General features: G+C 73.1%; 18 protein-coding genes and 1 tRNA gene. 7 read left to right on the top strand and 12 right to left on the bottom strand.

Annotated elements, in window-relative coordinates; translation table 11 throughout:
• Positions 1–46 precede the first annotated feature (46 nt).
• A complete protein-coding gene (locus tag ABS735_RS03175) occupies positions 47–1,483 on the top strand; it encodes a tetratricopeptide repeat protein (protein WP_373899859.1) in 1,437 nt (478 codons plus the stop codon).
• A gap of 10 nt (positions 1,484–1,493) precedes the next feature.
• Here ABS735_RS03175 and hppD read toward each other — a convergent pair whose 3' ends face one another.
• The gene (hppD, locus tag ABS735_RS03170) at positions 1,494–2,639 is read right to left on the bottom strand and encodes a 4-hydroxyphenylpyruvate dioxygenase (protein ID WP_373899858.1); all 1,146 of its coding nucleotides are present in this window, start codon (positions 2,637–2,639) and stop codon (positions 1,494–1,496) included.
• Between the two features lie 126 nt (positions 2,640–2,765).
• On the opposite strand from hppD, the gene ABS735_RS03165 reads away from it, so the two are divergent.
• The 5 genes from ABS735_RS03165 to ABS735_RS03145 are packed head-to-tail and all read left to right on the top strand — an operon-like array spanning position 2,766 to position 7,041.
• Entirely contained in the window at positions 2,766–3,257 is a 492-nt protein-coding gene (locus tag ABS735_RS03165) for an Lrp/AsnC family transcriptional regulator (protein ID WP_373899857.1), read from the top strand.
• 29 nt (positions 3,258–3,286) lie between these two features.
• Positions 3,287–3,934 (top strand): ABC transporter permease, encoded by a 648-nt coding sequence (locus ABS735_RS03160; RefSeq protein ID WP_373899856.1) that lies wholly within the window; start codon positions 3,287–3,289, stop codon positions 3,932–3,934.
• Entirely contained in the window at positions 3,927–5,198 is a 1,272-nt protein-coding gene (locus ABS735_RS03155) for a betaine/proline/choline family ABC transporter ATP-binding protein (RefSeq protein ID WP_373899855.1), read from the top strand. Before ABS735_RS03160 ends, ABS735_RS03155 begins: the two co-directional genes overlap by 8 nt.
• The gene (locus ABS735_RS03150) at positions 5,195–6,067 is read left to right on the top strand and encodes an ABC transporter permease (protein WP_373899854.1); all 873 of its coding nucleotides are present in this window, start codon (positions 5,195–5,197) and stop codon (positions 6,065–6,067) included. Before ABS735_RS03155 ends, ABS735_RS03150 begins: the two co-directional genes overlap by 4 nt.
• Positions 6,064–7,041: a glycine betaine ABC transporter substrate-binding protein gene (locus tag ABS735_RS03145; protein WP_373899853.1), complete on the top strand. Its 978-nt coding sequence runs from the start codon at positions 6,064–6,066 to the stop codon at positions 7,039–7,041. Before ABS735_RS03150 ends, ABS735_RS03145 begins: the two co-directional genes overlap by 4 nt.
• A gap of 12 nt (positions 7,042–7,053) precedes the next feature.
• Here ABS735_RS03145 and ABS735_RS03140 read toward each other — a convergent pair whose 3' ends face one another.
• The 6 genes from ABS735_RS03140 to ABS735_RS03115 form a co-directional block, all read right to left on the bottom strand.
• Complete coding sequence (locus tag ABS735_RS03140; protein WP_373899852.1) at positions 7,054–7,833, bottom strand: YlbL family protein; 780 nt, start codon at positions 7,831–7,833, stop codon at positions 7,054–7,056.
• 61 nt (positions 7,834–7,894) lie between these two features.
• Positions 7,895–8,587: a hypothetical protein gene (locus tag ABS735_RS03135; protein WP_373899851.1), complete on the bottom strand. Its 693-nt coding sequence runs from the start codon at positions 8,585–8,587 to the stop codon at positions 7,895–7,897.
• On the bottom strand, positions 8,584–9,243 hold the full coding sequence (locus ABS735_RS03130) for an IclR family transcriptional regulator (protein ID WP_373899850.1): 660 nt from the start codon (positions 9,241–9,243) through the stop codon (positions 8,584–8,586). Before ABS735_RS03130 ends, ABS735_RS03135 begins: the two co-directional genes overlap by 4 nt.
• A 289-nt stretch (positions 9,244–9,532) precedes the next feature.
• Positions 9,533–11,329 carry a DEAD/DEAH box helicase gene (locus ABS735_RS03125; RefSeq protein ID WP_373899849.1) on the bottom strand — a complete coding sequence of 599 codons (1,797 nt, stop codon included), beginning with the start codon at positions 11,327–11,329 and terminating at the stop codon, positions 9,533–9,535.
• Between the two features lie 154 nt (positions 11,330–11,483).
• Positions 11,484–12,929: an MFS transporter gene (locus ABS735_RS03120; RefSeq protein WP_373899848.1), complete on the bottom strand. Its 1,446-nt coding sequence runs from the start codon at positions 12,927–12,929 to the stop codon at positions 11,484–11,486.
• A gap of 328 nt (positions 12,930–13,257) precedes the next feature.
• Complete coding sequence (locus tag ABS735_RS03115; RefSeq protein ID WP_373899847.1) at positions 13,258–13,446, bottom strand: WbqC family protein; 189 nt, start codon at positions 13,444–13,446, stop codon at positions 13,258–13,260.
• 307 nt (positions 13,447–13,753) lie between these two features.
• On the opposite strand from ABS735_RS03115, the gene ABS735_RS03110 reads away from it, so the two are divergent.
• Positions 13,754–13,828 (top strand) — tRNA-Cys (locus ABS735_RS03110).
• On the opposite strand, the gene ABS735_RS03105 is transcribed toward ABS735_RS03110, so the two are convergent.
• The 5 genes from ABS735_RS03105 to ABS735_RS03085 form a co-directional block, all read right to left on the bottom strand.
• Positions 13,797–14,471: an SUKH-4 family immunity protein gene (locus tag ABS735_RS03105; protein WP_373899846.1), complete on the bottom strand. Its 675-nt coding sequence runs from the start codon at positions 14,469–14,471 to the stop codon at positions 13,797–13,799. The genes ABS735_RS03110 and ABS735_RS03105 overlap by 32 nt on opposite strands.
• Before the next feature lie 159 nt (positions 14,472–14,630).
• Positions 14,631–16,952, bottom strand: a complete 2,322-nt coding sequence (locus tag ABS735_RS03100) for a xanthine dehydrogenase family protein molybdopterin-binding subunit (protein ID WP_373899845.1) — start codon at positions 16,950–16,952, stop codon at positions 14,631–14,633.
• The gene (locus ABS735_RS03095; RefSeq protein ID WP_373899844.1) at positions 16,949–19,444 is read right to left on the bottom strand and encodes a 2Fe-2S iron-sulfur cluster-binding protein; all 2,496 of its coding nucleotides are present in this window, start codon (positions 19,442–19,444) and stop codon (positions 16,949–16,951) included. The genes ABS735_RS03100 and ABS735_RS03095 overlap by 4 nt, the downstream gene beginning before the upstream one ends.
• Positions 19,441–20,334: an FAD binding domain-containing protein gene (locus ABS735_RS03090; protein ID WP_373899843.1), complete on the bottom strand. Its 894-nt coding sequence runs from the start codon at positions 20,332–20,334 to the stop codon at positions 19,441–19,443. Before ABS735_RS03090 ends, ABS735_RS03095 begins: the two co-directional genes overlap by 4 nt.
• 271 nt (positions 20,335–20,605) lie before the next feature.
• The gene (locus ABS735_RS03085; protein ID WP_373899842.1) at positions 20,606–22,219 is read right to left on the bottom strand and encodes a beta-N-acetylhexosaminidase; all 1,614 of its coding nucleotides are present in this window, start codon (positions 22,217–22,219) and stop codon (positions 20,606–20,608) included.
• Position 22,220 lies beyond the last annotated feature (1 nt).

Raw genomic sequence — 22,220 nt, 5'->3', positions numbered from 1 at the left:
GTCACCCTGCCCGGTGGGATCGTCGTATTGGCGCACAGTGAGCGCCATGGAGGTCATGGAGAGGCAGACCCGGCGGAAACAGGGCGAGGTACCGGCACCCGGGCGGCGGTCGCGCCCCGGACGCCGGATGCTGCTCGCCTCCGTCGCCGGGGCCGCCGTACTCGGCGGGGTCCTGGTGCTGCTGCCCTGGGAGAGCGGCGACGCTCCCCCGCCCGCGCCGGGGCCCGCGGCGCTGGCGCAGGGGGCGGTCACCACGGGAGTGCCCGCCACGCTGGGGGACCTGGCGGCGCTGATCGGCGACCGGGAGACCCATCTGCGGGCGCATCCGCTGGACGGGGTGTCGTGGGCGGTCCTCGGCGCGGCCTACGTCGAGCAGGGCCGGCGTACGGCGGACGGCGCGAACTGGCCGAAGGCCGAGAAGGCGCTGCGCACCTCGCTGAAGACGGGGCCGAAGCGCAACCCGCAGGCCCTGGAGGGGCTCGCGGCGCTGGCGGTGGCGCGCCGGGACTTCCCGGCGGCGAAGAAGTGGGGCGAGAGCGCGGTGAAGGCGGCGCCGAAGCGGTGGACGGCGCACGCCGTGCTGATCGACGCGTACAGGGGGCTCGGCGACGACAAGGGCGTGGGCCGGGCCCTGGACAAGGTGATGGAGCTGCGCCCGGGCGCTCCGGCCGTGGGAGCGCTGGCCGCGACCGTCTACCGGGACCGGGGCTGGCGGGAGGACGCGGAGGCGCGGATCTCGGACGCGGCGGCGGCCGCCGAGGCACCGGCCGAGCGGGCGGCGTACCTGGAGCAGGCCGGGCGGCTGGCGTTCGAGCGCGGGGACCGTCAGGAGGCGCTGCGGTTCTTCCAGGAGGCGCTGCGCACCGACCCCGACCAGCGGGCCGCGCAGGCCGGGCAGGGCCGGGCGCTGGCGGCGCTGGGCCGGACGACGGAGGCGCTGTCCGCGTACCAGGCGGCGCTGGCGAAGCGGCCGAGCCCCGAGTACGCGCTGGAGCTGGGCGAGCTGTACGAGTCGCTGGGCCTCGGGCAGGCGGCGCGGGTGGAGTACGACCTGCTGCGGGAGCGGGCGCGGGGCGCCGAGGCGGCCGGGGCGGACGAGCAACTGATGCTGGGAAGGCTGGAGGCGGACCACGGCGATCCGGCCGAGGCGGTGCGCCTGCTGCGGGCGGAGTGGGGGCGGCAGCCGGGGATCGCGGTCGCCGACGCGCTGGGCTGGGCGCTGCACCGCAGCGGTGCCGACGAGGAGGCGCTGGAGTTCGCGACGATCGCGACCGACGGCGACAAGGGCGGCGGGGTGCGCAGCGCGCTGTACGTGTTCCACCGGGGCGTGGTCGAGCAGGAGCTGGGGCGGTACGGGCCCGCGCGGCGGCATCTGCGGGAGGCGCTGACGATCAACCCGTACTTCTCGCCGCTGCGGGTGCCGGAGGCGAAGCGGGCGCTGACGGAGCTGGGCGAGCCCCCGGTGGAGGGCCCGCCCGACTAGCACCTGTGCGTCAGAGGTTGCCGCGCTTCTCCTGCTCGCGCTCGATCGCCTCGAACAGGGCCTTGAAGTTGCCCTTGCCGAAGCCCATCGAGCCGTGGCGTTCGATCATCTCGAAGAAGACGGTCGGACGGTCCTGGACCGGCTTGGTGAAGATCTGCAGCAGGTAGCCGTCCTCGTCGCGGTCGACGAGGATCTTCAGCTCGCGCAGGATGTCGACGGGCACCCGGGTCTCGCCGGCCCACTCGCCGAGCGTGTCGTAGTACGAGTCGGGGGTGTCCAGGAACTCGACGCCTGCCGCCTTCATCGCGCGGACGGTCGCCACGATGTCGTTGGTGTTCAGCGCGATGTGCTGGACGCCGGCGCCACCGTAGAACTCCAGGTACTCGTCGATCTGGGACTTCTTCTTGGCGACCGCGGGCTCGTTGATCGGGAACTTGACCTTGAGGGTGCCGTCCGCGACCACCTTGGACATCAGCGCGCTGTACTCGGTGGCGATGTCGTCGCCCACGAACTCCTTCATGTTCGTGAAGCCCATGACCTTGTTGTAGAAGCCGACCCACTCGTTCATGCGGCCGAGTTCGACGTTGCCGACGCAGTGGTCCACGGCCTGGAAGACGCGCTGGGCGGGCGGGGCGACCATCGGCTTGGCGGGGACGTACCCGGGCAGGTACGGGCCGTCGTAGCCGGTGCGCTCGACGAGCGTGTGGCGGGTCTCGCCGTAGGTGGCGATGGCGGCGAGGACGACGGTGCCGTGCTCGTCCTTGACCTCGTGCGGCTCGGCGAGCGAGCGGGCGCCGTGCTCGACGGCGTAGGCGTGGGCGGCGCGCGCGTCCGGGACCTCGATGGCGAGGTCGACGACGCCGTCGCCGTGCTCGGCGACGTGCTGGGCGAGGAAGGTGCCCCAGTCGGTCGAGGGCTTGATCACCGAGGTGAACACGAAGCGGGCGGAGCCGCTCTCCAGGACGTAGCTCGCGGTCTCCCGGCTGCCGTTCTCCGGTCCGGAGTACGCGACCAGCTTCATGCCGAAGGCGGTGGAGTAGTAGTGCGCGGCCTGCTTGGCGTTGCCCACGGCGAAGACGACCGCGTCCATTCCCTTGACCGGGAAGGGATCGGCCTGCCGGGCGGTGTCGGGAGTGTGGTGTGTGGTCTGCGTCATAGCCGCAGGTTCTCCCGTGCCCGCAAGGTGCGCAATAGTTTGCGTTTTCACTGGGCAACCTGACCAGTGACAGGCCGGTAGTGGCGGGCGATGTGTACAGGATGACCAGCCGGGAGGGTGAGGGGTGTGGCGGGTACGGGGATCGACCGACTGGACGGGCGGATCATCGGTCTGCTGGCGCGGGAACCACGGATCGGGGTCCTCGAGATGTCCCGGCGGCTCGGGGTGGCGCGCGGCACCGCGCAGGCACGGCTCGACCGGCTTCAGTCGAACGGAGTCATACGCGGCTTCGGTCCGGAAGTGGACCCGGCGGCCCTCGGCTACCCGGTGACGGCGTTCGCCACGTTGGAGATCCGGCAGGGCCAAGGGGCCGACGTACGGGCGCACTTGGCGACGGTGCCGGAGGTTCTGGAGCTGCACACCACGACCGGCACCGGGGACATGCTGTGCCGCCTCGTGGCCCGCTCGAACGCCGATCTCCAGCGGGTGATCGACCGGGTTGTCGGTTTTGATGGCATCGTCCGGGCCGCCACGGCGATCGTCATGGAGAACCCCGTTCCGCTGCGGATCATCCCGCTGGTGGAGCAGGCGGCCGAGGACAGCGAAGGACACGACTGAGGCCGGCCCGATCCCGGAGGTGAGCGGACGTGAACTTCTGGGACTTCCTGGGCAGCCGCCACCAGCAGTTGCTCGCCGACGCCTACCAGCACGCCAGCGCGGTCTTCCAGTGCATGGTCGTGGCGACCCTGCTCGGGGTGCTGATCGGCGTCGTCACCTACCGCAGCGAGTGGGCGGGGAACCTGGCGACCCTGTCCACGTCGACCATCCTCACCATCCCGTCGCTGGCCATGATCGGCCTGCTCATCCCGATCGTGGGCCTCGGCGTGCCGCCGACGGTGACCGCGCTGACCCTGTACGGGCTGCTGCCGATCGTGCGCAACTCGATCGTGGGCCTGCGCGGGGTCGACCCGTCGCTGGTGGACGCGGCCAAGGGCATCGGGATGTCGCGTCCGGCGCGGCTGCTGCGGGTGGAGCTGCCGCTGGCCTGGCCGCCGATCCTGACCGGCATCCGGGTCTCGACGCAGATGCTGATGGGCATCGCGGCGATCGCCGCCTACGCCTCCGGACCGGGCCTCGGCAACGAGATCTTCCGCGGGATCGCCTCACTGGGCAGCAAGAACGCGCTCAACCAGGTCCTCGCGGGCACGCTCGGGATCATCGTCCTGGCCCTGCTGTTCGACGCGGCGTACGTGCTGCTGGGACGGCTGACCATTCCGAGGGGGATCCGTGTCTGAGACGGCGGAATCCGTGGCCGGGAACGGCCACAGCGGCACCACCGGGGCGACCATCGAGCTGGAGTCCCTCACCAAGCGCTACCCGGGCAATCCGCAGCCCGCCGTCGAGAACGTGTCGATGGAGATCAAGGCCGGGGAGACGGTCATCCTCGTGGGCCCCTCGGGCTGCGGGAAGTCCACCACCCTGAAGATGATCAACCGGCTGATCGAGCCCAGCGGCGGCCGCATCCGCATCAACGGCGAGGACGTCACCGACATCGACCCGGTGAAGCTGCGCCGCAAGGTCGGTTACGCGATCCAGTCCTCCGGTCTCTTCCCGCACATGACCGTCGCCCAGAACATCGCGCTCGTACCGAAGATGATCGGCTGGTCGAAGTCCCGCATCCGCTCGCGGGTGGAGGAGATGCTGGACCTGGTCGGCCTGGACGCCGGGGAGTTCCACGGCCGCTATCCGCGCCAGCTGTCCGGCGGCCAGCAGCAGCGGGTGGGCGTGGCGCGGGCCCTGGCGGCCGATCCGCCCGTGCTGCTGATGGACGAGCCGTTCGGCGCGGTCGACCCGATCACCCGCGACCACCTCCAGGACGAGCTGATCCGCCTCCAGCACGAGCTGCACAAGACGATCGTCTTCGTCACCCACGACTTCGACGAGGCGATCAAGCTGGGCGACCGGATCGCCGTACTGCGCGAACGCTCCCACATCGCCCAGTTCGACACCCCGGAGGCGATCCTGACCAACCCGGCGGACGACTTCGTCTCCGGCTTCGTGGGCGCGGGCGCGGCCCTCAAACGCCTGAACCTGACCCGGGTGCGGGACGTGGGCATCACGGACTACCCGACGGTGACCGTGGAGGACCCGCTCCAGCACATCTTCGACCGGCTGCGGGAGTCGGGCACCAACGAGATCCTGCTCCTCGACCGGCGCGGGCGCCCCTACAAGTGGCTGCGGCGCGGCGACCTGATGCGGGCCAGGGGCTCGCTGGCGCGGGCCGGGACGCTGGTCCACGACACGGTGACCCGGGACGCGACGCTGCGGGACGCGTTGGAGGCGGTGCTCACCGACAACGCGGGGCGGGTCGCGGTCACCGGGCGGCGCGGCGCGTACGAGGGCGTCGTCGACATGGAGACGCTGATGAACTCCGTGCACGAACTGCTGGAGGCCGACCGGCTCGACGCGCTGGAGCACCAGCACGACCTCGAGGAGACCCGGGCCACGCAGACGCACAGCGAGCAGGAGGGCTTCGGCGAGGTCGGAGGCCGCGCGTGAGCGGCTCCGCCCGACCCTCCCCCGGCCGCCGTCCCGAGGGCGAGCACGAGGTCAAGGGGCTCGCCTTCCGGGACGAGGGCGGGGGCGGGGAGGAGGGCGAGGCGCCGCCGCCGTCCCCGGTGGCGGCGGGCCCCCGGGTCGGCTGGCGCAAGCTGACCTTCCTGCCCGTCGTCCTGATCGCCGTACTGCTGGCGACCTGGCTGTGGTTCCGGCAGGCCGACCTGGACGCGCTCAGCCGCAACGCCCTCGGGAACGGCCAGGTCACCAAGGCCCTGTGGCAGCACGTGCAGCTCACGGTGATCTCCACCTTCTTCGTGCTGATCATCGCGATCCCGCTGGGCGTCCTGCTCACCCGCAGGGCGTTCCGGAAGGCCACCCCGTTCGCGATGGCGTTCGCCAACATGGGCCAGGCGACCCCGGCGATCGGTCTGCTGGCGCTGCTGGTGATCTGGCTGGGCATCGGCCGCAAGGCGGCCCTGATCGGCATCATCATCTACGCCGTCCTGCCCGTGCTCTCCAACACCATCGCCGGCCTGAAGGCGAACGACCCGACGCTCCTGGAGGCGGCCCGCGGCATCGGCATGTCCCCGCTGGGCGTCCTCACCCGGGTGGAACTCCCCCTGGCCGTCCCGCTCATCCTGGCCGGCGTGCGCACGGCGCTCGTCCTGAACGTCGGTACGGCGACGCTGGCGACCTTCGGCGGCGGCGGTGGCCTGGGCGTGCTGATCACCACCGGCATCACCAGCCAGCGGATGCCGGTGCTGGTCCTGGGCTCGATCCTCACGGTCGCCCTCGCCCTGCTGGTGGACTGGCTGGCGTCGCTGGCGGAACTGCTGCTGCGTCCGCGGGGCCTGGAGGTGAGCACATGACACGGCTGAGACGGCCTACGGGCCTGCTGCTGGCCGTCTCGCTCCTGACGGCCTTGGCCGGGTGCGGCCTGACCAGCGGCTCCCCGATGGTCGATGACGTGGAGCCAGGCTCCATCGGTAAGGGAAGGCCGCTGGAAGGGGCCGACCTCACGGTCACCTCGAAGGAGTTCACCGAGCAGCTGGTCCTGGGCGCGATCATGGGCATCGCCTTCGAGGCGGCCGGCGCGGAGGTGCTCGACCGCACCGGCATCCAGGGTTCCGTCGGCACCCGTGCCGCGGTGGAGAACGGCGACGCCGACGCCACGTACGAGTACACGGGCACCGCGTGGATCACGTACCTGGGCAACAGCAAGCCGATCCCCGACCCGGAGCAGCAGTGGGAGGCGGTGAAGGAGGCCGACGCGAAGAAGGGGCTGACGTGGCTGCCGCCGGCCCGCCTGAACAACACGTACGCGCTGGCGATGAACCAGGCCAACTACGAGAAGTACAGGACGAAGACCCTCTCCGAGGTGGCCGAGCTGGCGAAGTCCGACCCCGGGGCGGTGACGCTGTGCGTGGAGGGCGAGTTCGCCAACCGCGCGGACGGTCTGCCGGGCCTGGAGAAGGCGTACGGCATGTCGCTGCCCGCCGGGAACATCACGCAGATGGACACCGGCATCATCTACACCCAGACCGCGAAGGGCGCCTGTACGTACGGCGAGGTGTACACCACCGACGGGCGGATCAAGTCCATGAACCTGGTGGTGATGGAGGACGACAAGAAGTTCTTCCCGAACTACAACGCGGCGCCCATGGTCCGCACGGCCACCCTGAAGAAGTGGCCGGCGATCGCCTCCGTCCTCGACCCGGTCACCAAGGCGCTGACGAACGACGTGGCGCAGACCCTGAACGCGAAGGTCGACGTGGACGGCGAGGATCCGCACCAGGTGGCGCTGGACTGGATGAAGGAGAAGGGCTTCGTGAAGGAGGGGTAGGACCCGGTCGGCTCAGCAGGCGGGGACGTCACCCTTGCCGCTCTCCAACGCCTTCAGCGAGTCGATGGCGCCCTTGAGGGTGGTGACCGGGATCAGCCGGAGCCCCTTCGGCAGCTCGGCCTGCGCGTCCGAGCACTCCGCCTGCGGCACCAGGAAGACGGTGGCCCCGTCCCGCCGGGCGGCCTGCGTCTTGAGCGGAACCCCTCCGACGGCGCCGACCTTGCCGTCGTCGGTGATGGTCCCGGTCCCGGCGATGACCTTGCCACCGGTCAGATCCCCGGCGCCGAGCTTGTCGACGACGCCGAGCGAGAAGAGCAGCCCGGCGCTGGGCCCGCCGACGTCCTCCAGCCGGAGCTCGACGTCGACGTCGCTCTTGTCCAGCCGGAGGTACCGGAGCGCGGCCGTGGTGGCCGAGTCCTGCGACTCCTTCATCTGCTCCTGGTTGTACTCCTCGATCTCGCTCACGTCGTCGCCGCTCGGGTAGACGGCGTCGCGCGGCATCACGGCCCGGTCGGTGTCGAACCAGCTGCTGAGCACGTCCCCCAGATGGATACTCGCGTCGGGCCCGGTCGCCTCGATCGTCGTCATCCGCAGCTGCCCGCTGGTCTCGTGCGTCGGCGCACCGCTGATCGTGATCACCTCGTCGCCCTGGTTCTTGCCCAGCACATCGGCCGTCAGCCCCGGCTGCGCCACGGAGAACGGCAGCGGCGCGAACACGGCGGTCGCGAGCAGCGCCACGACGGGAAGCCCGCAGACGGCGAGGAACTGGGGACGCGTGAGACGAGAGAGCACGGGGTCAATCTAACGCGGGCCCGCCGCCGGCTCTGTGTGCGGGGAACGTCCGGTCCTGCCCTCACGTGTCTGCGCCTGCGCCCCCGCGTCCGGCGCCCTGCCCGTTCACGTGCACCGCCAGCCAGCGGAACTCGCCGCCGGGCCCGTCCTGTCCGGAGTACGGCTCCCAGGCGAGGGGGTAGACGCCCGCCAAGGTGCAGGTGTTCGGCTCGTACGTCCCCTCGGCCCAGAGAAGCGTTCCGGCGAGCTCGCGTCCCTCGTGGATCCTGAACTCGTGGTCCCGGGTGGGGCGGCGGCCGGGGAGCGGCGGCGTCCACAGGGACGGCTCGTTGGTCAGCATGAGCGCCAGGCCGTCCTGCCCGAACCGGCCGCAGAACCGCTCCAGCCTGGCTATGTCGCGCACGAAGTGCAGACGAGCGAGGTCGGTGGCCCCGTGCTGCTTCAGGATGTAGTCCTCGGCCGGTGTGCCGGCGGTGCCGGTCCAGCCCCGGGTGAAGTACTTGAACTCGACGGCGGTTCGGGTGGTCGGCCCGATGCACAGCAGATCCAGGTACTCGGCTCTCCCCGCCCTCCGCTGGGGGGCCTCGAGCCGAGACTCGATCTCCGGCGCCGTCTCCCACAGCACCCGGGCGAAACTGTGCTGGAGGTCGGCCTCCGAGTGGAAGACCGGCCTGAGCCCGCGCAGCCGCGCCATGACCTCGTGCAGCGGAGCCCGTCCGGCGATGTGCCCCGTGCCTGGTGCACTGGACGTCACCGCAGCGCCTCCGCCACCTCGCGGGCCGCGTGCATCACGCGTTCGCCGACCCGCTCCGGGACCACGTCCGCCAGCATGACCACGCCGACGCTGCCCTCCACCCCCGTGACGCCGAGCAGGGGCGCCGCCGCGCCGCAGGCGCCGGCCTCCAGTTCGCCGTGGGTGAGGGTGTAGCCGGGGGCCTCCACGTCCTCGTCGGGGGGCTGGGGCGGCCGGCGGGCGGCCAGGATCGCCTTGCCCGCGGCGCCCCGTTCCAGGGGGTGCCGGAAACCGGCGCGGTAGGCGACGTGGTAGTCGGTCCAGGTCGGCTCCACGACCGCGACGGCCAGCGCTTCCGCGCCGTCCACCAGGGTCAGGTGGGCCGTCGCCCCTATGTCCTCGGCGAGGGACCGCAGGGCCGGCATCGCCGCCTCGCGGACCAGGGGATGCACCTGGCGGCCGAGGCCCAGCACGCCGAGGCCGACGCGGGCGCGTCCGCCCAGGTCCCGGCGTACGAGTGCGTGCTGTTCCAGCGTGGCGAGCAACCGGTACACGACGGTCCGGTTGACGCCCAGCTTGTGCGACAGCTCGGTGACGGTCAGCCCGTGGTCCGTATCGGCCAGCAGTTTGAGGACCCGCAGTCCCCGGTCGAGCGTCTGAGAGGTCTCCGCGGTCACGACGCCCACTCCTTAGTGGTGAGGTCGGCGGCTCTCCTCGCGGATGTGCGTCACCGAGTCCCGTCAGCGACGCGCTTGAGAGGCCGCCGATCGGCTGACGGCCCGGCGTTGTCGCGGGCCCAGTCGCTTCACGGCTGCGCTCCGCGGCGGCGCTGCCACGGGGCGTGTGCGTAGCGGGACAGTAACGACCAGGTCCGCTCAGCGGAAGGCTCCGTCCAGAATCCGGGCGCCAACCGTTATCGAATGCCTGTTTTTGTCCCTATACGTGCGGCACACGCCCGCGACGGCGTCACTTCATGCGTGTCGCCCACTCCTGCACCTTGGCGATGCGCTGGCGCAGCTGGCCGCCGGTCGCCTCGGCGCTGGGCGGGCCGCCGCACACGCGGCGCAGCTCGGTGTGGATGACGCCGTGCGGCTTGCCGCTCTGGTGGACGTAGGCGCCGACCATGGTGTTGAGCTGCTTGCGCAGCTCCATCAGCTCCTTGTGGGAGACCACCGGGCGCCGTTCGGCGGGCAGTTCGAGCAGGTCGGCCTCTTCGTCGGGCTTCTTGCGGCTGTGCGCGATCTGCCGGGCCTGCCGCTTCTGGAGCAGCAACTGCACCTGGTCGGGCTCCAGCAGGCCCGGGATGCCGAGGTAGTCCTGCTCCTCCTCGCTGCCCGGGTGGGCCTGCATCCCGAACTCGGCGCCGTTGTACATGACCCGGTCGAAGGTCGCCTCGGACTCCAGCGCCTCGAAGGCGAACTGCTCCTGCTCGCCGGTGTCCTCGTCCTGCTCCCGGTTCGCCTCGTCCATCTCCTTCTCGGACTCGGCGTAGGGGTCTTCCTCGCCCTCCTTCTTGGGCTTGTCGAGGACGTGGTCGCGCTCGCGCTCCATCTCGTTGGCGAAGGTGAGCAGGTCCGGGACGGTGGGGAGGAAGACGGAGGCGGTCTCGCCGCGGCGGCGGGAGCGGACGAAGCGGCCGACGGCCTGGGCGAAGAAGAGCGGAGTGGAGATGGTGGTCGCGTAGACGCCCACCGCGAGGCGCGGAACGTCGACGCCCTCGGACACCATGCGGACGGCGACCATCCAGCGGTCGGTGCCCTGGCTGAAGGTGTCGATGTTCTTCGAGGCGCCCGCGTCGTCGGACAGCACGACGGTGGCCTTGTTTCCGGTGATCTCACGGATCAGCTTGGCGTAGGCGCGGGCGGAGTCCTGGTCGGCGGCGATGACGAGGGCGCCGGCGTCCGGGATGGCCTTCCTGACCTCGGTCAGCCGCTGGTCGGCGGCGCGCAGCACGGCCGGCATCCACTCGCCGCGCGGGTCGAGCGCGGTGCGCCAGGCCTGGCTGACGGCGTCCTTGGTCATCGGCTCGCCGAGCCGGGCGGCGATCTCGTCGCCCGCCTTGGTGCGCCAGCGCATGTTGCCGCTGTAGCTCATGAAGATGACGGGGCGCACGACGCCGTCGGCGAGCGCGGAGCCGTACCCGTAGGTGTAGTCGGCGGCGGAGCGGCGGATGCCGTCGTTGCCCTCCTCGTACGCCACGAAGGGGATGGGGTTCGTGTCCGAGCGGAAGGGCGTGCCGGTGAGCGCGAGGCGGCGGGTGGCGGGCTCGAAGGCCTCCAGGCAGGCCTCGCCCCAGGACTTGGAGTCACCGGCGTGGTGGATCTCGTCGAGGATGACGAGGGTCTTGCGCTGCTCGACGCGGTTGCGGTGCAGCATGGGGCGGACGCCGACGCCCGCGTAGGTGATGGCGATGCCCTGGTACTCGCGGCTGAGCGGGCCCGCGCTGTACTCGGGGTCCAGCTTGATCCCTATCCGCGCCGCGGCCTCGGCCCACTGCTTCTTCAGGTGCTCGGTCGGCGCGACGACGGTCACCTGCTGCACGACGTGGTGGTGCAGCAGCCAGGACGCCAGCGTCAGCGCGAAGGTCGTCTTTCCGGCGCCGGGGGTGGCGACGGCCAGGAAGTCCCGGGGCTGGTCCTGGAGGTACTTCTCCATCGCCCCCTGCTGCCAGGCCCGCAGCTTGCCGGCGGTGCCCCAGGGGGCACGGCCGGGGAAGGCCGGGGACAGGTGGTGCGAGGTGCTGGAGCTGGCGGTGGTAGTCACGGTCTCCGAAGGGGGTAGAGCGGCTCGGCCACGTATGACAACCGGGCCACCCTACCGGCGGGGCGACGCGATCAACGCGCGCACGGGGGCGGGTCACCCCCGGGTGGGACGGACGTCACAGCCGCCCCTGGGTTCCCACGGGCGCGGGCGTGCCTCACCGCTCCCGCACCCGCGTCGCCACCCACGCACCCGCCAGCGCCACCGCCGCCATGGGCAGGAACACCGCCGCGAAGGCCGCCGGATGGGAGCCGGTGGCCGCGTGGCTCACCGTGCCGCCGCCGAGGGCCGCGAAGGCCGCGCCGCCGGCCGCCAGCAGGACGACGTTGGAGAGGCCGTCGGAGATCTGCAGGGCGGCGGAGTTGGCGCCGGCCTCCTCGGGGGCGGAGAGCTTGAGCAGGAGCACGCTGGTGGAGGAGATCACCAGTCCCATGCCGAAGCAGCCGAAGCCCCAGGCGACGGCCACCGTCCAGGCCGGTACGGCGTCGATCAGCACGCTGGGCGCCGTGGCGACGGCCGCCGCGACCAGGAGCATGCCAAGAGCCATCAGGCGCTCCCGGTGCGGTTCCAGGCGCGGCCGGGACTGCAGCCAGGAGCCCGCCGCCCAGGTCGCACCGCCCGCCGCCAGAGAGAGTCCGGCGAGGGTCGGGCTGAGTCCGCGCTGGGTGACCAGCATCAGCGGGACGAAGGACTCGGCGGCGACGAAGGACCCCGCGGCCACCCCGCGCAGCAGGACCACGGCGGGCAGGCCGCGCGCCGCCCGGTAGGTGCCGCGCGGCAGCAGCCCGAGTACGGCGGGGACGAGCAGCGCCACGCCCGCCGCGCCCGGCAGCAGCGACACCCACCGCAGGTCCTGGGCGGCGTACTGGAGCAGGCCCGCGCCCAGCGAGATGGCGAGGGCTAGGCGGATGCGGCGGCGGTCGAAGGAGGCCGGTGCGTCCCCTACCTCCACGGGACCTGCCGCGCGGCTGCGTATCTGCGGCAGCGCGAGGGCCAGCGGGACGACGACCAGCACCGGGATGCCGAGGAACACCCAGCGCCAGCCGAGGTGCTCGGTCACCGCGCCGGACGCCAGCGGGCCGACGACGGACGGGACGACCCAGCCCGCCGCGAACGCCGCCATGATCGCGGGCCGCAGCCGCTCCGGATAGGCCCGCCCGACGACGACGTACAGCGCGACGATCACCAGCCCGCCGCCGAGTCCCTGGACGGCCCGCCCGAGGATGAACAGCCACATCGCCCCGGCCGTCCCGGACAGCACCAGCCCGGCCGCGAAGGCGGCGATGCCGGTCGTCAGCGGCGCCAGCGGCCCGCGCCGGTCCGACCACTGGCCGGAGAGCACCATCCCGAACAGACTGGTCGTGAAATACCCCGAGAACGCGAACGCGTACAGCGAGACCCCGTCCAGCTCCCGCGCCGCCACCGGCATCGCGGTGCCGACCGCCGTCGCCTCGAAGGCGATCAGCACGATGACGGAGACGATGCCGATGCTCAGCGCCCGGTAGGCGCGGCTCAGCACGGTCTCGTCGGGGGCGGCGGCAGTGGCGACGGAGGGCTCGGCGGGGGCCGCGACATCGGTGTCGCGGGGCTCAGGGACGGTCATGGTCGCCAGAGTAAGGGCCACGGCCCGCGTTGACCCCTGTCGGAAGACGGTACGGGACCGGGACCTTGGTCGTACGACCCGTCGGCCGGGATGCCGTTGGCGAATTGGCGTGCGGCAGTTCTGTTGCGGCGGCCACAAGTCAAGCAGCGGACACCAGAAGACCTTGGTCCAAGGCAAGCGCCTGCATGCGGGCGGCCACATCATGTGGGCCGAGTGCCGCCACGGCCGACAGCGCACTGAGCCTTCGGCCGGAAGACCAGATGCCGGTCGTCGGCGGCTGGAACGGCATGACGGTTATGCCCGCGGCAGCGAACGGGGCCGGATCGAGCTAGGTCATTCCGCCGGTCCCGCACGCGTACGCGCGGGCGCCGGTCACGGCGCAGAGGTCGGCGAGCCGCTGAGAGCGCCCCGGCCGGGAGGGCAGATCGCTGCTGATCAGGACTTGGCCCTGCCGGCCGAGCAGGTCCAGCAGTAGGCGGGTGGAAGCCGCGGCGACGATCGTTCGGTCCTGCTTCAAGCAGTGCATGACGTACGACCGCGTAAGGACCGACGTCTCGCCCCAAGTCGTCACCCCGCACAGCCAGATCCCGCTGCACGTCGACGTCCACCCCGTCGACGCCGACGAGCGACCAGGGCGCCACCGTGATAGCGGCAATGCCGAAATCTGTTCTGGAGGCGGTACAGGACCGGGACCTTGGTCGCACGACAAGCCGACCCACAAGGCCGTTGGTGAACGGCGTATGGCAGTCGTGTTGCAGCCGCCCCGAATGCCTTGAGCCCCTCCCTCGCCCCGCCCTACCGTCGAATCACCGAGTCACAGACCCGGCCGTGTGCCCGAGTGGCCCAGGGGCTCGCCTGCAAAGCGAGTTACGCGGGTTCGAATCCCGCCACGGCCTCCAACTGCGCCGCGCGGCGCAGCGCCCAGAGGGTGAGGGCGAGGGCGGAGACGTCCGCCACCAGGGGGTGGAGGGTGCCGGCGGGGACCCGCCATGTCAGGACGGCGCCCGTCGTGCCGTCGACGACCACGTGGGCGCCGTCCGCGAGGCGTCCCAGGCGGACGAGGTGGTCCGCGCCGGGCGGGGCCGGGTGCTCGGGGTGCTCCTCGCAGTACTCCGCCAGCGTCGGCAGCGGCAGGTCGTCCGTGTCGAGGCGGAAGGGGTGGGCGTCCTCGGGCAAGCCCGTCTCGCGCAGGAAGCGTCGGGTGGGCTCGTGGGTGAGGGTCCTCGGGAAGTCGATGTCCTCGAAGCGCGTCACCCCGTGACGGCCGAACTCCCGGTCCAGGAAGCGGGCCGGCAGGTCGTGGGAGGCTCCGGGCGCCGTGCCGTGACCCACCGCCAGGAGCAGGCAGCTCATCAGGGCCGACGTGTTCCACAGGGACGGCCGCTCGCAGCCTGCCGGGGACCGGCGGGAGGCGCCGCGCAGCCACGACGGGTCCTCCACGGACGTCGCGAGGCGCACCCGGGAGACCAGCGAGGGGATCGCCGTCCGGGCATCCGCCGCCGCGCTCCGCATGGTCGTCGTACCGCCGGTGACCGCGTGCATCGTCTCCCCCGGGAAAGTATGGCCGTCCGTGTGCCGGCGGCTGCCGTTCGCGCTCCTTCGGAGACTACGCGCCACCACTGACAACGCCTCTGCGCACGGACTCCGTTCGCCCTGTAGGACGCGCCCGGCCCGGCCCGCGTTGCCTCGCGCGCGAGCGGTTCAGTGGCCGGTGGCCACCGCTGCCTGCGGGCGGATCGGGAGGCGGTTCACCGGGCGTCCCGTGGCCGCGCGCACGGCCGAGGCGACGGCCGCCGGGGAGGCCACCACCGGTACCGCGCTGACGGCCTTGGCGCCGAAGGGCGCGACCACGTCACGCTCCTCGACGAGCCGCACGATCCGGATGTCCGGGGCGTCCAGCGCGGTCGGCAGGGCGTAGCCGGTCAGGTCGGGGTGGCGGATCAGGCCGCGGGGTGTGCGGAGGTTCTCCGTGAGCGCGATGCCGACTCCCTGGGTGACGCCCGCCTCGATGCGGGCGGTCAGCTGGGCCGGGTTCAGGACGCGGCCCACGTCCTGGGCGACGGCCAGTTCCACGACCCGGACGGAACCGATCTCGATGTCGACGTCGACCACCGCCCGGATCGCGCAGAAGGCCATGCCGACGAACGCGTCGCCCTGCCCGGCCTCGTCGAGCGGCTCGGTCGGGTGCGGGCGGCACTGGGCGGTGGCCCACAGTTCCTTGCCGTCCAGGGCCTCGGCGACCGTGGTCGACAGCACACCGTCGTACGAGGTGATCTTGCCGTCGGCGATCTGGAGCAGCTCCGTGGACATGCCGAACTGGTGGGCCAGCGGCTGGAGGAGCTGGGTACGGACCATCTTGGCCGCGCGTTCCACCGCGCCGCCCGACACCCAGGTGTGGCGGCCGCGGCAGCCCGGGCCGGCCGGGGGCTGGTCGGTGTCGACGGGCGCCACGTGGACCTCGTCGACGCCGAGCGTCTCCTGCACGATCTGCCGGGCCAGCGTGGTGAAGCCCTGGCCGGTCTCGACGGCCGCGCACAGCACCGTCGCCACGCCGCCCTGGACCTTCACGGTGGCCGTGGAGACCTCGTCGGCGCCCTCGGCGCCGAGCATGTGCACCATGCCGATGCCGTAGCCCACGCCCCGGCGCACCGCGCCCGGTTCGCCCGCGCCCTCGGGGCCGCCGGGCAGCAGCCACTCGTCCTCGGGCGTGTCCTTGGGCAGGGCGGGGAGGGGGAAGTCGCGGACCGCCTGGAGGAGTTCGGCGACGGGGGCGGGGCACGTGACCGTCTGGCCGGTGGGAAGCACGTCACCGGTGGCCAGGACGTTGCGCAGCCGCACCTCGGCCGGGTCCAGGCCCAGCTTCTTGGCGACCTTGTCCATCTGCGCCTCGTACGCGGCGCACACCTGCATGGCGCCCTCGCCGCGCACGTGGCCGGAGGGGGGGTTGTTGGTGCGCACCGCCCAGCCCTCGATGAAGGCGTTGGGGACGACGTAGGGGCCGCAGGCGAAGGCCACCGCGGCGGCCAGGGCGTCGGAGGAGGTGTCCGCGTAGGCGCCCGCGTCGAGCAGGATCTGCGCCTCGACCTTGACGACCCGGCCCTCGGCGTCCGCGTGGTGGCGGTAGCGCAGGAGGGTGGGGTGGCGGTGGGTGTGCCCGAGGAAGGACTCCTCGCGCGTGGCGGTCAGTTTCACCGGGCAGCCGGTCTTCAGCGCCAGCAGACCGAGCGGCAGCTGGAAGCCCTGGTCCTCGCGGTCGGCGGTGGCGCCCGGCACCCCGGTGACGACGATCTTCACCTGCTCGGGTGACAGGCCGTAGCAGGCGGCGGCGATGTCGCGGTCGCCGTGCGGGTCGGTGGAGGCCAGGTACAGCTCCACGCCGCCGTCGGGGCGCGGTACGGCCAGACCCGCCTCGGCTCCTATGGGGGCCGGGTCCTGGCGGCCGATGCGGTACAGGCCCTCGACGACGATCTCGCCGGCCGCCTCCGGGTCGCCGTGGCGCAGCGGGATGTGCCGGATCAGGTTGCCGTCGGGGTGCAGCGGCTCGGCCTCGAAGGCCTGCTCGGGGTCGGTCACCGGGGCGAGCACCTCGTACTCGACGATGACGGCGGCGGCGGCCATCCGCGCGGTGTCCGGGTGGTCGGCGGCGACGGCGGCGAGGGGCTCGCCGTGGTGGCGTACGACCTCGGAGGCGAAGACCGGGCGGTCGGCGTGGCCACCGCGGCCGTGCAGCGGGGTGCCGGGCACGTCCTCGTGCGTGACGACCGCCCGGACGCCGGGCATCTCGCGCGCGTGGGTGGTGTCGATGGACACGATGCGCGCGTGCGGGTGCGGTGAGCGCAGTACGGCCGCCCACAGCAGGCCCTCGGCCCACAGGTCGGCGGCGTACGGGAAGGTGCCCTCGGTCTTGGCACGGGCGTCGGCGGGCGGCAGGGACGCGCCGAGGCCGTGCGGGATCGGCTCGGGGACGGGGGTGGCCGCCTCGGCGGTTCCCTCGGCCTCCGCAGTCGCGGCGTCGTTGCTCACGCGTGGCCTCCGTCCTGGCCGTGGTTGCCGTGGTCGCCGTAGGGCGGCCGGCCGTGCGGTCCTGCGGTGTCCGGCGGTGGCTGGGGCTCGAACGCCGACGGGTTGACGCCGCCCGCGCCCGGCCCCGCCTGGTGCGGGATGCGGGGCTCGTCGGAGTCCGTTCCTGCCTGCGCGTCGTCGGCGTGCGCCTCGCGTTCGGCGACGACCTCCCTGACCGCCTCCAGGACGCCCCGGTAGCCGGAGCAGCGGCACAGGTTGCCGCACAGGGCCTGGCGGGCCTCCAGCTCGGTCGGGGCCGGGTTGCCCTCCAGGAGGTTGTGCACGGTCATCGCCATGCCGGGCACGCAGAAGCCGCACTGCACCGCGCCGCGCCGGGCGAGCGCCCGCTGCACGTCCGACGGCCGTCCGTCGGCGGCCAGGCCCTCGACGGTACGCACCTCGCTGCCGGCGGCGGTCACGGACGGGACCAGGCAGGAGGCGACGAGCCGTCCGTCGACCTGCACGTTGCAGGCGCCGCACTCGCCCTGCGAGCAGCCGTCCTTGGCGCCCGCGAGGCCGAGCCGCTCGCGCAGCACGTACAGCAGTGACTCGCCGATCCAGGCGTCGGTGACGGGCCGGTCGGCGCCGTTGACGCGCAGCACGTAGGAGGCGAGGGGGTGCTCCTCCTGCGGGCCGACGGGGGCGGGCGGCTCCTCGGCGGCGGGGGAGGCCTCGGGGTCGGCCGGGTCGGGCCGGGTCTCGTCCGGGTCGGTACGGGTGTCGGCCGCGTCCGCCTCGGCGTCCGCGGGGTCGGTACGGGCGTCGGCTGGGTCGGACACGTCGGCCGCGGCTCCCCGGGGGCCGGCCGGGGCTCCGGGCTGCGGTCCTCCTCCGGCTTCCCGCCCGTGCTCCCGCGCGGGCTCGGGCGCCCGCTCCGGACCGGCGGTCGGCGCCGGACCCGTCGCGTGTCCTTCGGCGGCCTCCGGGCGGGATCCGCCCATCGCCTCCGCGGCAGGGCCCGCCGGGCGCTCTGCCGGGCCCTCAGGGGCTTCCTCGGCCCCAACGGGCTCGTCGGTGACCGTCTCGGCCGGGCGGACAGGCCCGGAGGCCGTACCGGCCGTACCGGCGGCGGAGTCGGACAGGTGCGGAACGGCGGCGGCACCAGGGGCGTGCACGCCGTCGGCGGGACCAGAGGCGTGCACCCCGTCGGCGGGACCGGGCGTGTGCAGGCCGTCGGCGGAATCGGACCCGCGCAGGCCCTCGACGGGGCCGGGCGCGTACAGGCCTTCGGCGGAATCGGACGCGTACGGACCCCCGTCGGGACCGGGCGTGTGCGGCCCCCTGCCGGAGCCGGGCGTGTGCGGGCCCCTGCCGGAGCCGGGCTCATGCCCGCCCTCGGCGGAGCCGGGCCCGTGCACGCCGTCGGCGGGACCGGGCGCGTGCGGCCCCCTCCCGGAGCCAGGTGCGTGCGGACCCCTCCCGGAGCCAGGTGCGTGCGGACCCCTGCCGGAGCCGGACGCGTGCGGACCCCTGCCGGAGCCAGGCGCGTGCGGACCCCCGGCGGAGCCGGGCCCGTGCCTGCCCTCGGCGGAACCGGACGCGTGTGGGCCCCCGGCGGGACGCTCCTCGCTGCCCGGTACGGACTGCGTCGCGGCGTCGCCCCATGGCTGACCGGCGGGCCGGGGCGCCGGTGCGCGCCGGTCCTCGTGGGACCGTTCGTCGACGTCCGGCCCCCTCTCCCCCGGGCCCTCGCCCCACGGCTGTCCGGCCGGCTGCGTCGCCCAGGGCGCGGGGGCGCCGCCGGGGAGGGTGGCCGGGGCACCGGTGCCCCACTGCTCGGCCAGGGACGATGTGGTGAACTCGCCCGACTCGTCCGGCAGGTCACCGCCGGCGACGGGAATGGACCACTGCCCGGTCACGTCCTGGCCGGGCGCGGGCGGAGCCGCCGCGGCATCCGTCTCGCCCTGCGAGGCGTGCGAGTCGTGCGAGGCATGCGGGGCGTGCGGGAAGTCCCACTGTCCGGTGGCCCCGGGCTGGTAGGCGAACCGGTCGTCCTGCCCGGCGTTCGCCCCGTAGGGCGCTGCCCCGCCGTACGGGTCCTGGTGGGCGGCGTATTCGTCGTACCCCTGGTGGGCGGCGGACTCCTGCCCCGCCTCCGGGGCCTGCCACTGGGTGCCGTCCACGGGGGCGGACGGTGCCGACGGCATCGCCCAGGAACCGGTGGCGGCCGGGTCGGTGCCTGCCGTGGTGGCGGACGTGACCGTGATCTGGGGCGGCACGTAGCCGTGCCCGGGCGCGGCGAGCGGACTGTCGGAGGAGGCGAGGAGCGCGTCCACGCCGCCCTCCGGGAGTTTCACGAAGGCGGTGGCGCCGTCGTCGTAGTCGCCCTGGGGCAGCGGGTCCCAGCGTCCCCCGCTCGGCGGCGGGCTCCCGACGTACCGGCCCTCGTGCCGGCCGTCGTGCTGATCGCCGTACTCGTCGCCGTACTCGTCGCCATGCTGGTCGTCGGTCACGACAGCGCCCTCCCCAGTGCTCGTCGGGCCAGCGCGGCGACGGTGCGCCGCAGGTGCAGTACGGCGGGTGGCAGTGGCGGCACGGAGCCGTCCTCGGCTGGGGCCTCGTCGGGGATGCAGGCCGCGGCGACGTACTCGCCGAAGCCGTGCAGCGCCTCCGGGACGACGGCGCGGCCGTTGTCCCAGTCGATCAGCGAGGCCACCCACTGCTCGGCCTCCAGGGGCCGCAGCGGCATCGGCGCGATGGCGCCCACCGCGCACCGCACGCCGCGCCGGGCGGGGTCGAGGACCAGCGCAACGGAGGCCGTCGCGCGGCCGGGACCGGTGCGGCCGGTCGCCTTCAGGAAGACCTGCGGCGCGTGCAGCAGCGGCACGCGCACGTAGCCGATCAGCTCGCCCGCGCGGAGCATCTCCATGCCCGCCAGCAGGTGCGAGACCGGCACCTCCCGCCGGGCCCCGTCCGGGCCCGCGATGATCAGCGTCGCCTCCAGGGCGGCCAGCACCGGCAGCGCGTCCCCGGTGGGGGCGGCCGAGGCGATGTTGCCGCCCAGGGTGCCCGCGTTGCGGATCTGCGGCGGCCCGGCGGCGCGCGCGGCGGCGGCGAGCGCCGGGATGAGCGCGGCGAAGTCGGGGCGGCCCATGCGGGCGTGGGTGAGGCCCGCGCCGAGCAGCGCGTGCCCGTCCTGGTACTGCCAGCCGCGGATCTCGCTGATCCGGCCGAGGCCCACCAGCGCGGCGGGCCTGAGCTGGCCGGAGTTGACGGCCGCCATCAGGTCGGTGCCGCCCGCGACCGGAACGGCCGCGGGCATCGCGGCGAGCGCCGCCACGGCCTCGTCCAGTGTCGTGGGCAGCGTGACGGCCTGCGCCGCCTGCGGTGCGTGCGTGGTCAAACCGACTGCCCCTTCCCGCTGTCCCACCTGGTCCCGCCCATGTGGCCGTACGGTACGACCTGACAGGGCGGACGTGGCAACTCTGGCACATCTTTGCAGGGCCCGAACGCAGGGGTCCGCTAGGAGGCATTCGCCCACCTCGTCGGCGAGATGGTCCGTTTTCACACGGGATCTCCGACGATCGGAGCTAGGCGCCATGCGCGCGAGTTGCCACTCTTCGGTGACGTTTAGGGGCGTTTTGCGTTCTGTGTTTCCCTACTTGTTCGTTTCCCTACTTGTTCGGCGGCGGTCCGTCGATCGGCCGGCCGAGCACACCGGGCCGCCGCTGCCAGGGCAGCGGGCCGCCGGGCGGCCGGTAGGCGACGCCCAGCGCGTCGAGGCGCCGGTAGTGGGTGGCCATCCGCCGCTCGAAGGCGGCGTAGTCCCGGTCGGCCGGGGCCGGCAGGGCGCTCCAGGCGACCTCGGCGAAGGCGGCCAGCCTCGGGAACACCTGGTAGTCCACCCGCCCCTGGTTCTCCATCACCTCGGTCCACACGTTCGCCTGGGTGCCGATCACATGTCCGGACTCGTCCGGCGTCAGTTCCGCCGGAACCGGCTCGAACCGGTAGACGTCCTCCAGGGTGCGCACGAAGCCGATCGGCACGGGTTCGTCCTCGCCCGGGGCCTGCCGGTGGTCCAGGTACACCTGCTGCTCGGGGCACATCACGACGTCGTGTCCCGCGCGCGCGGCGGCGACCCCGCCCGCGTAACCGCGCCAGGAGGCCACGGCCGCGCCCTTGGCCAGGCCGCCCTCCAGGATTTCGTCCCAGCCGATGAGCCGGCGCCCGCGTTCGGTGAGCCAGGTGTCGAAGTGCTGGATGATCCAGGCCTGGAGTTCGTCCTCGCCGGCCAGGGCGAGTTCCTCGATGCGCGCCTGCGCGGTGGCCGAACGCCGCCACTGCTCCTTCGGGCATTCGTCGCCGCCGATGTGGACGAACTCCGAGGGGAAAAGCTCCAGGAGTTCCTCGAACACGCCCTCGTAGAAACGCAGCATGGTCTCCGTGGGGGCGAGTACGTTCGGGGAGACACCCCAGGTGTCCCAGACGGAGAGCGCGGTGGTGTCGATCACGTCCGTGTTGCCGAGTTCGGGATACGCGGCGATGGCGGCCTGCGAGTGTCCGGGTACGTCGATTTCGGGGACGACGGTGATGTGCCGTTCCGCGGCGTAGGCGACGATCTCCCGGATGTCGTCCTGGGTGTAGTAACCGCCGTGCGGCTTGTCCTCCCACAGCGGCGAGGCGCGGTGGCCGTATTTCGTGCGCGACCGCCAGGAGCCGGTCTCGGTGAGCTTCGGGTGGCGTTTGATCTCGATGCGCCAGCCCTGGTCGTCCGTCAGGTGGAAGTGCAGGACGTTGAGTTTGTGCGCCGCCATCAGGTCCAGGTAGCGCAGGACGCCGTCCTTGGGCATGAAGTGCCGGGCGACGTCCAGCATCAGGCCGCGCCAGCGGAAGCGGGGCGCGTCCTCGACGCGGACCAGCGGCAGCCGCCACCGGCGGTCGGGCAGCGGGGCCCGCCGGAAGGCGTCCGGGCCGAGCAGCTGGCGCAGCGTCTGGGCGCCCCAGAAGAGGCCGGCCGGAGCGCCGCCGGTGAGGTGCACGCCTTCCGGGGCGACGACGAGGCGGTAGCCCTCGTCGTCCAGTTCGTCGTCGAGGGAGAGCCGGACGACGCCGCCGTCACCCGCCCCGGGCGCCAGCGGGAGGCCGGTGGCCGCGCCCAGCGTGGCGCGCAGCCAGCGCTCGGTGTGCTCGGTGCCGTCGTCCGCCCTGATCGTCGTGCGCGGACCGAGATCGAAGAACGCGCCCTCCTGGGACGAGACTTGCTGTGGCTGGGGAAGAACGTCGGTCACG

The sequence above is a fragment of the Streptomyces sp. MMCC 100 genome, assembly GCF_041538145.2.
Lineage (GTDB): Bacteria > Actinomycetota > Actinomycetes > Streptomycetales > Streptomycetaceae > Streptomyces.
This window is presented reverse-complemented; position numbering and strand designations above follow the sequence as displayed.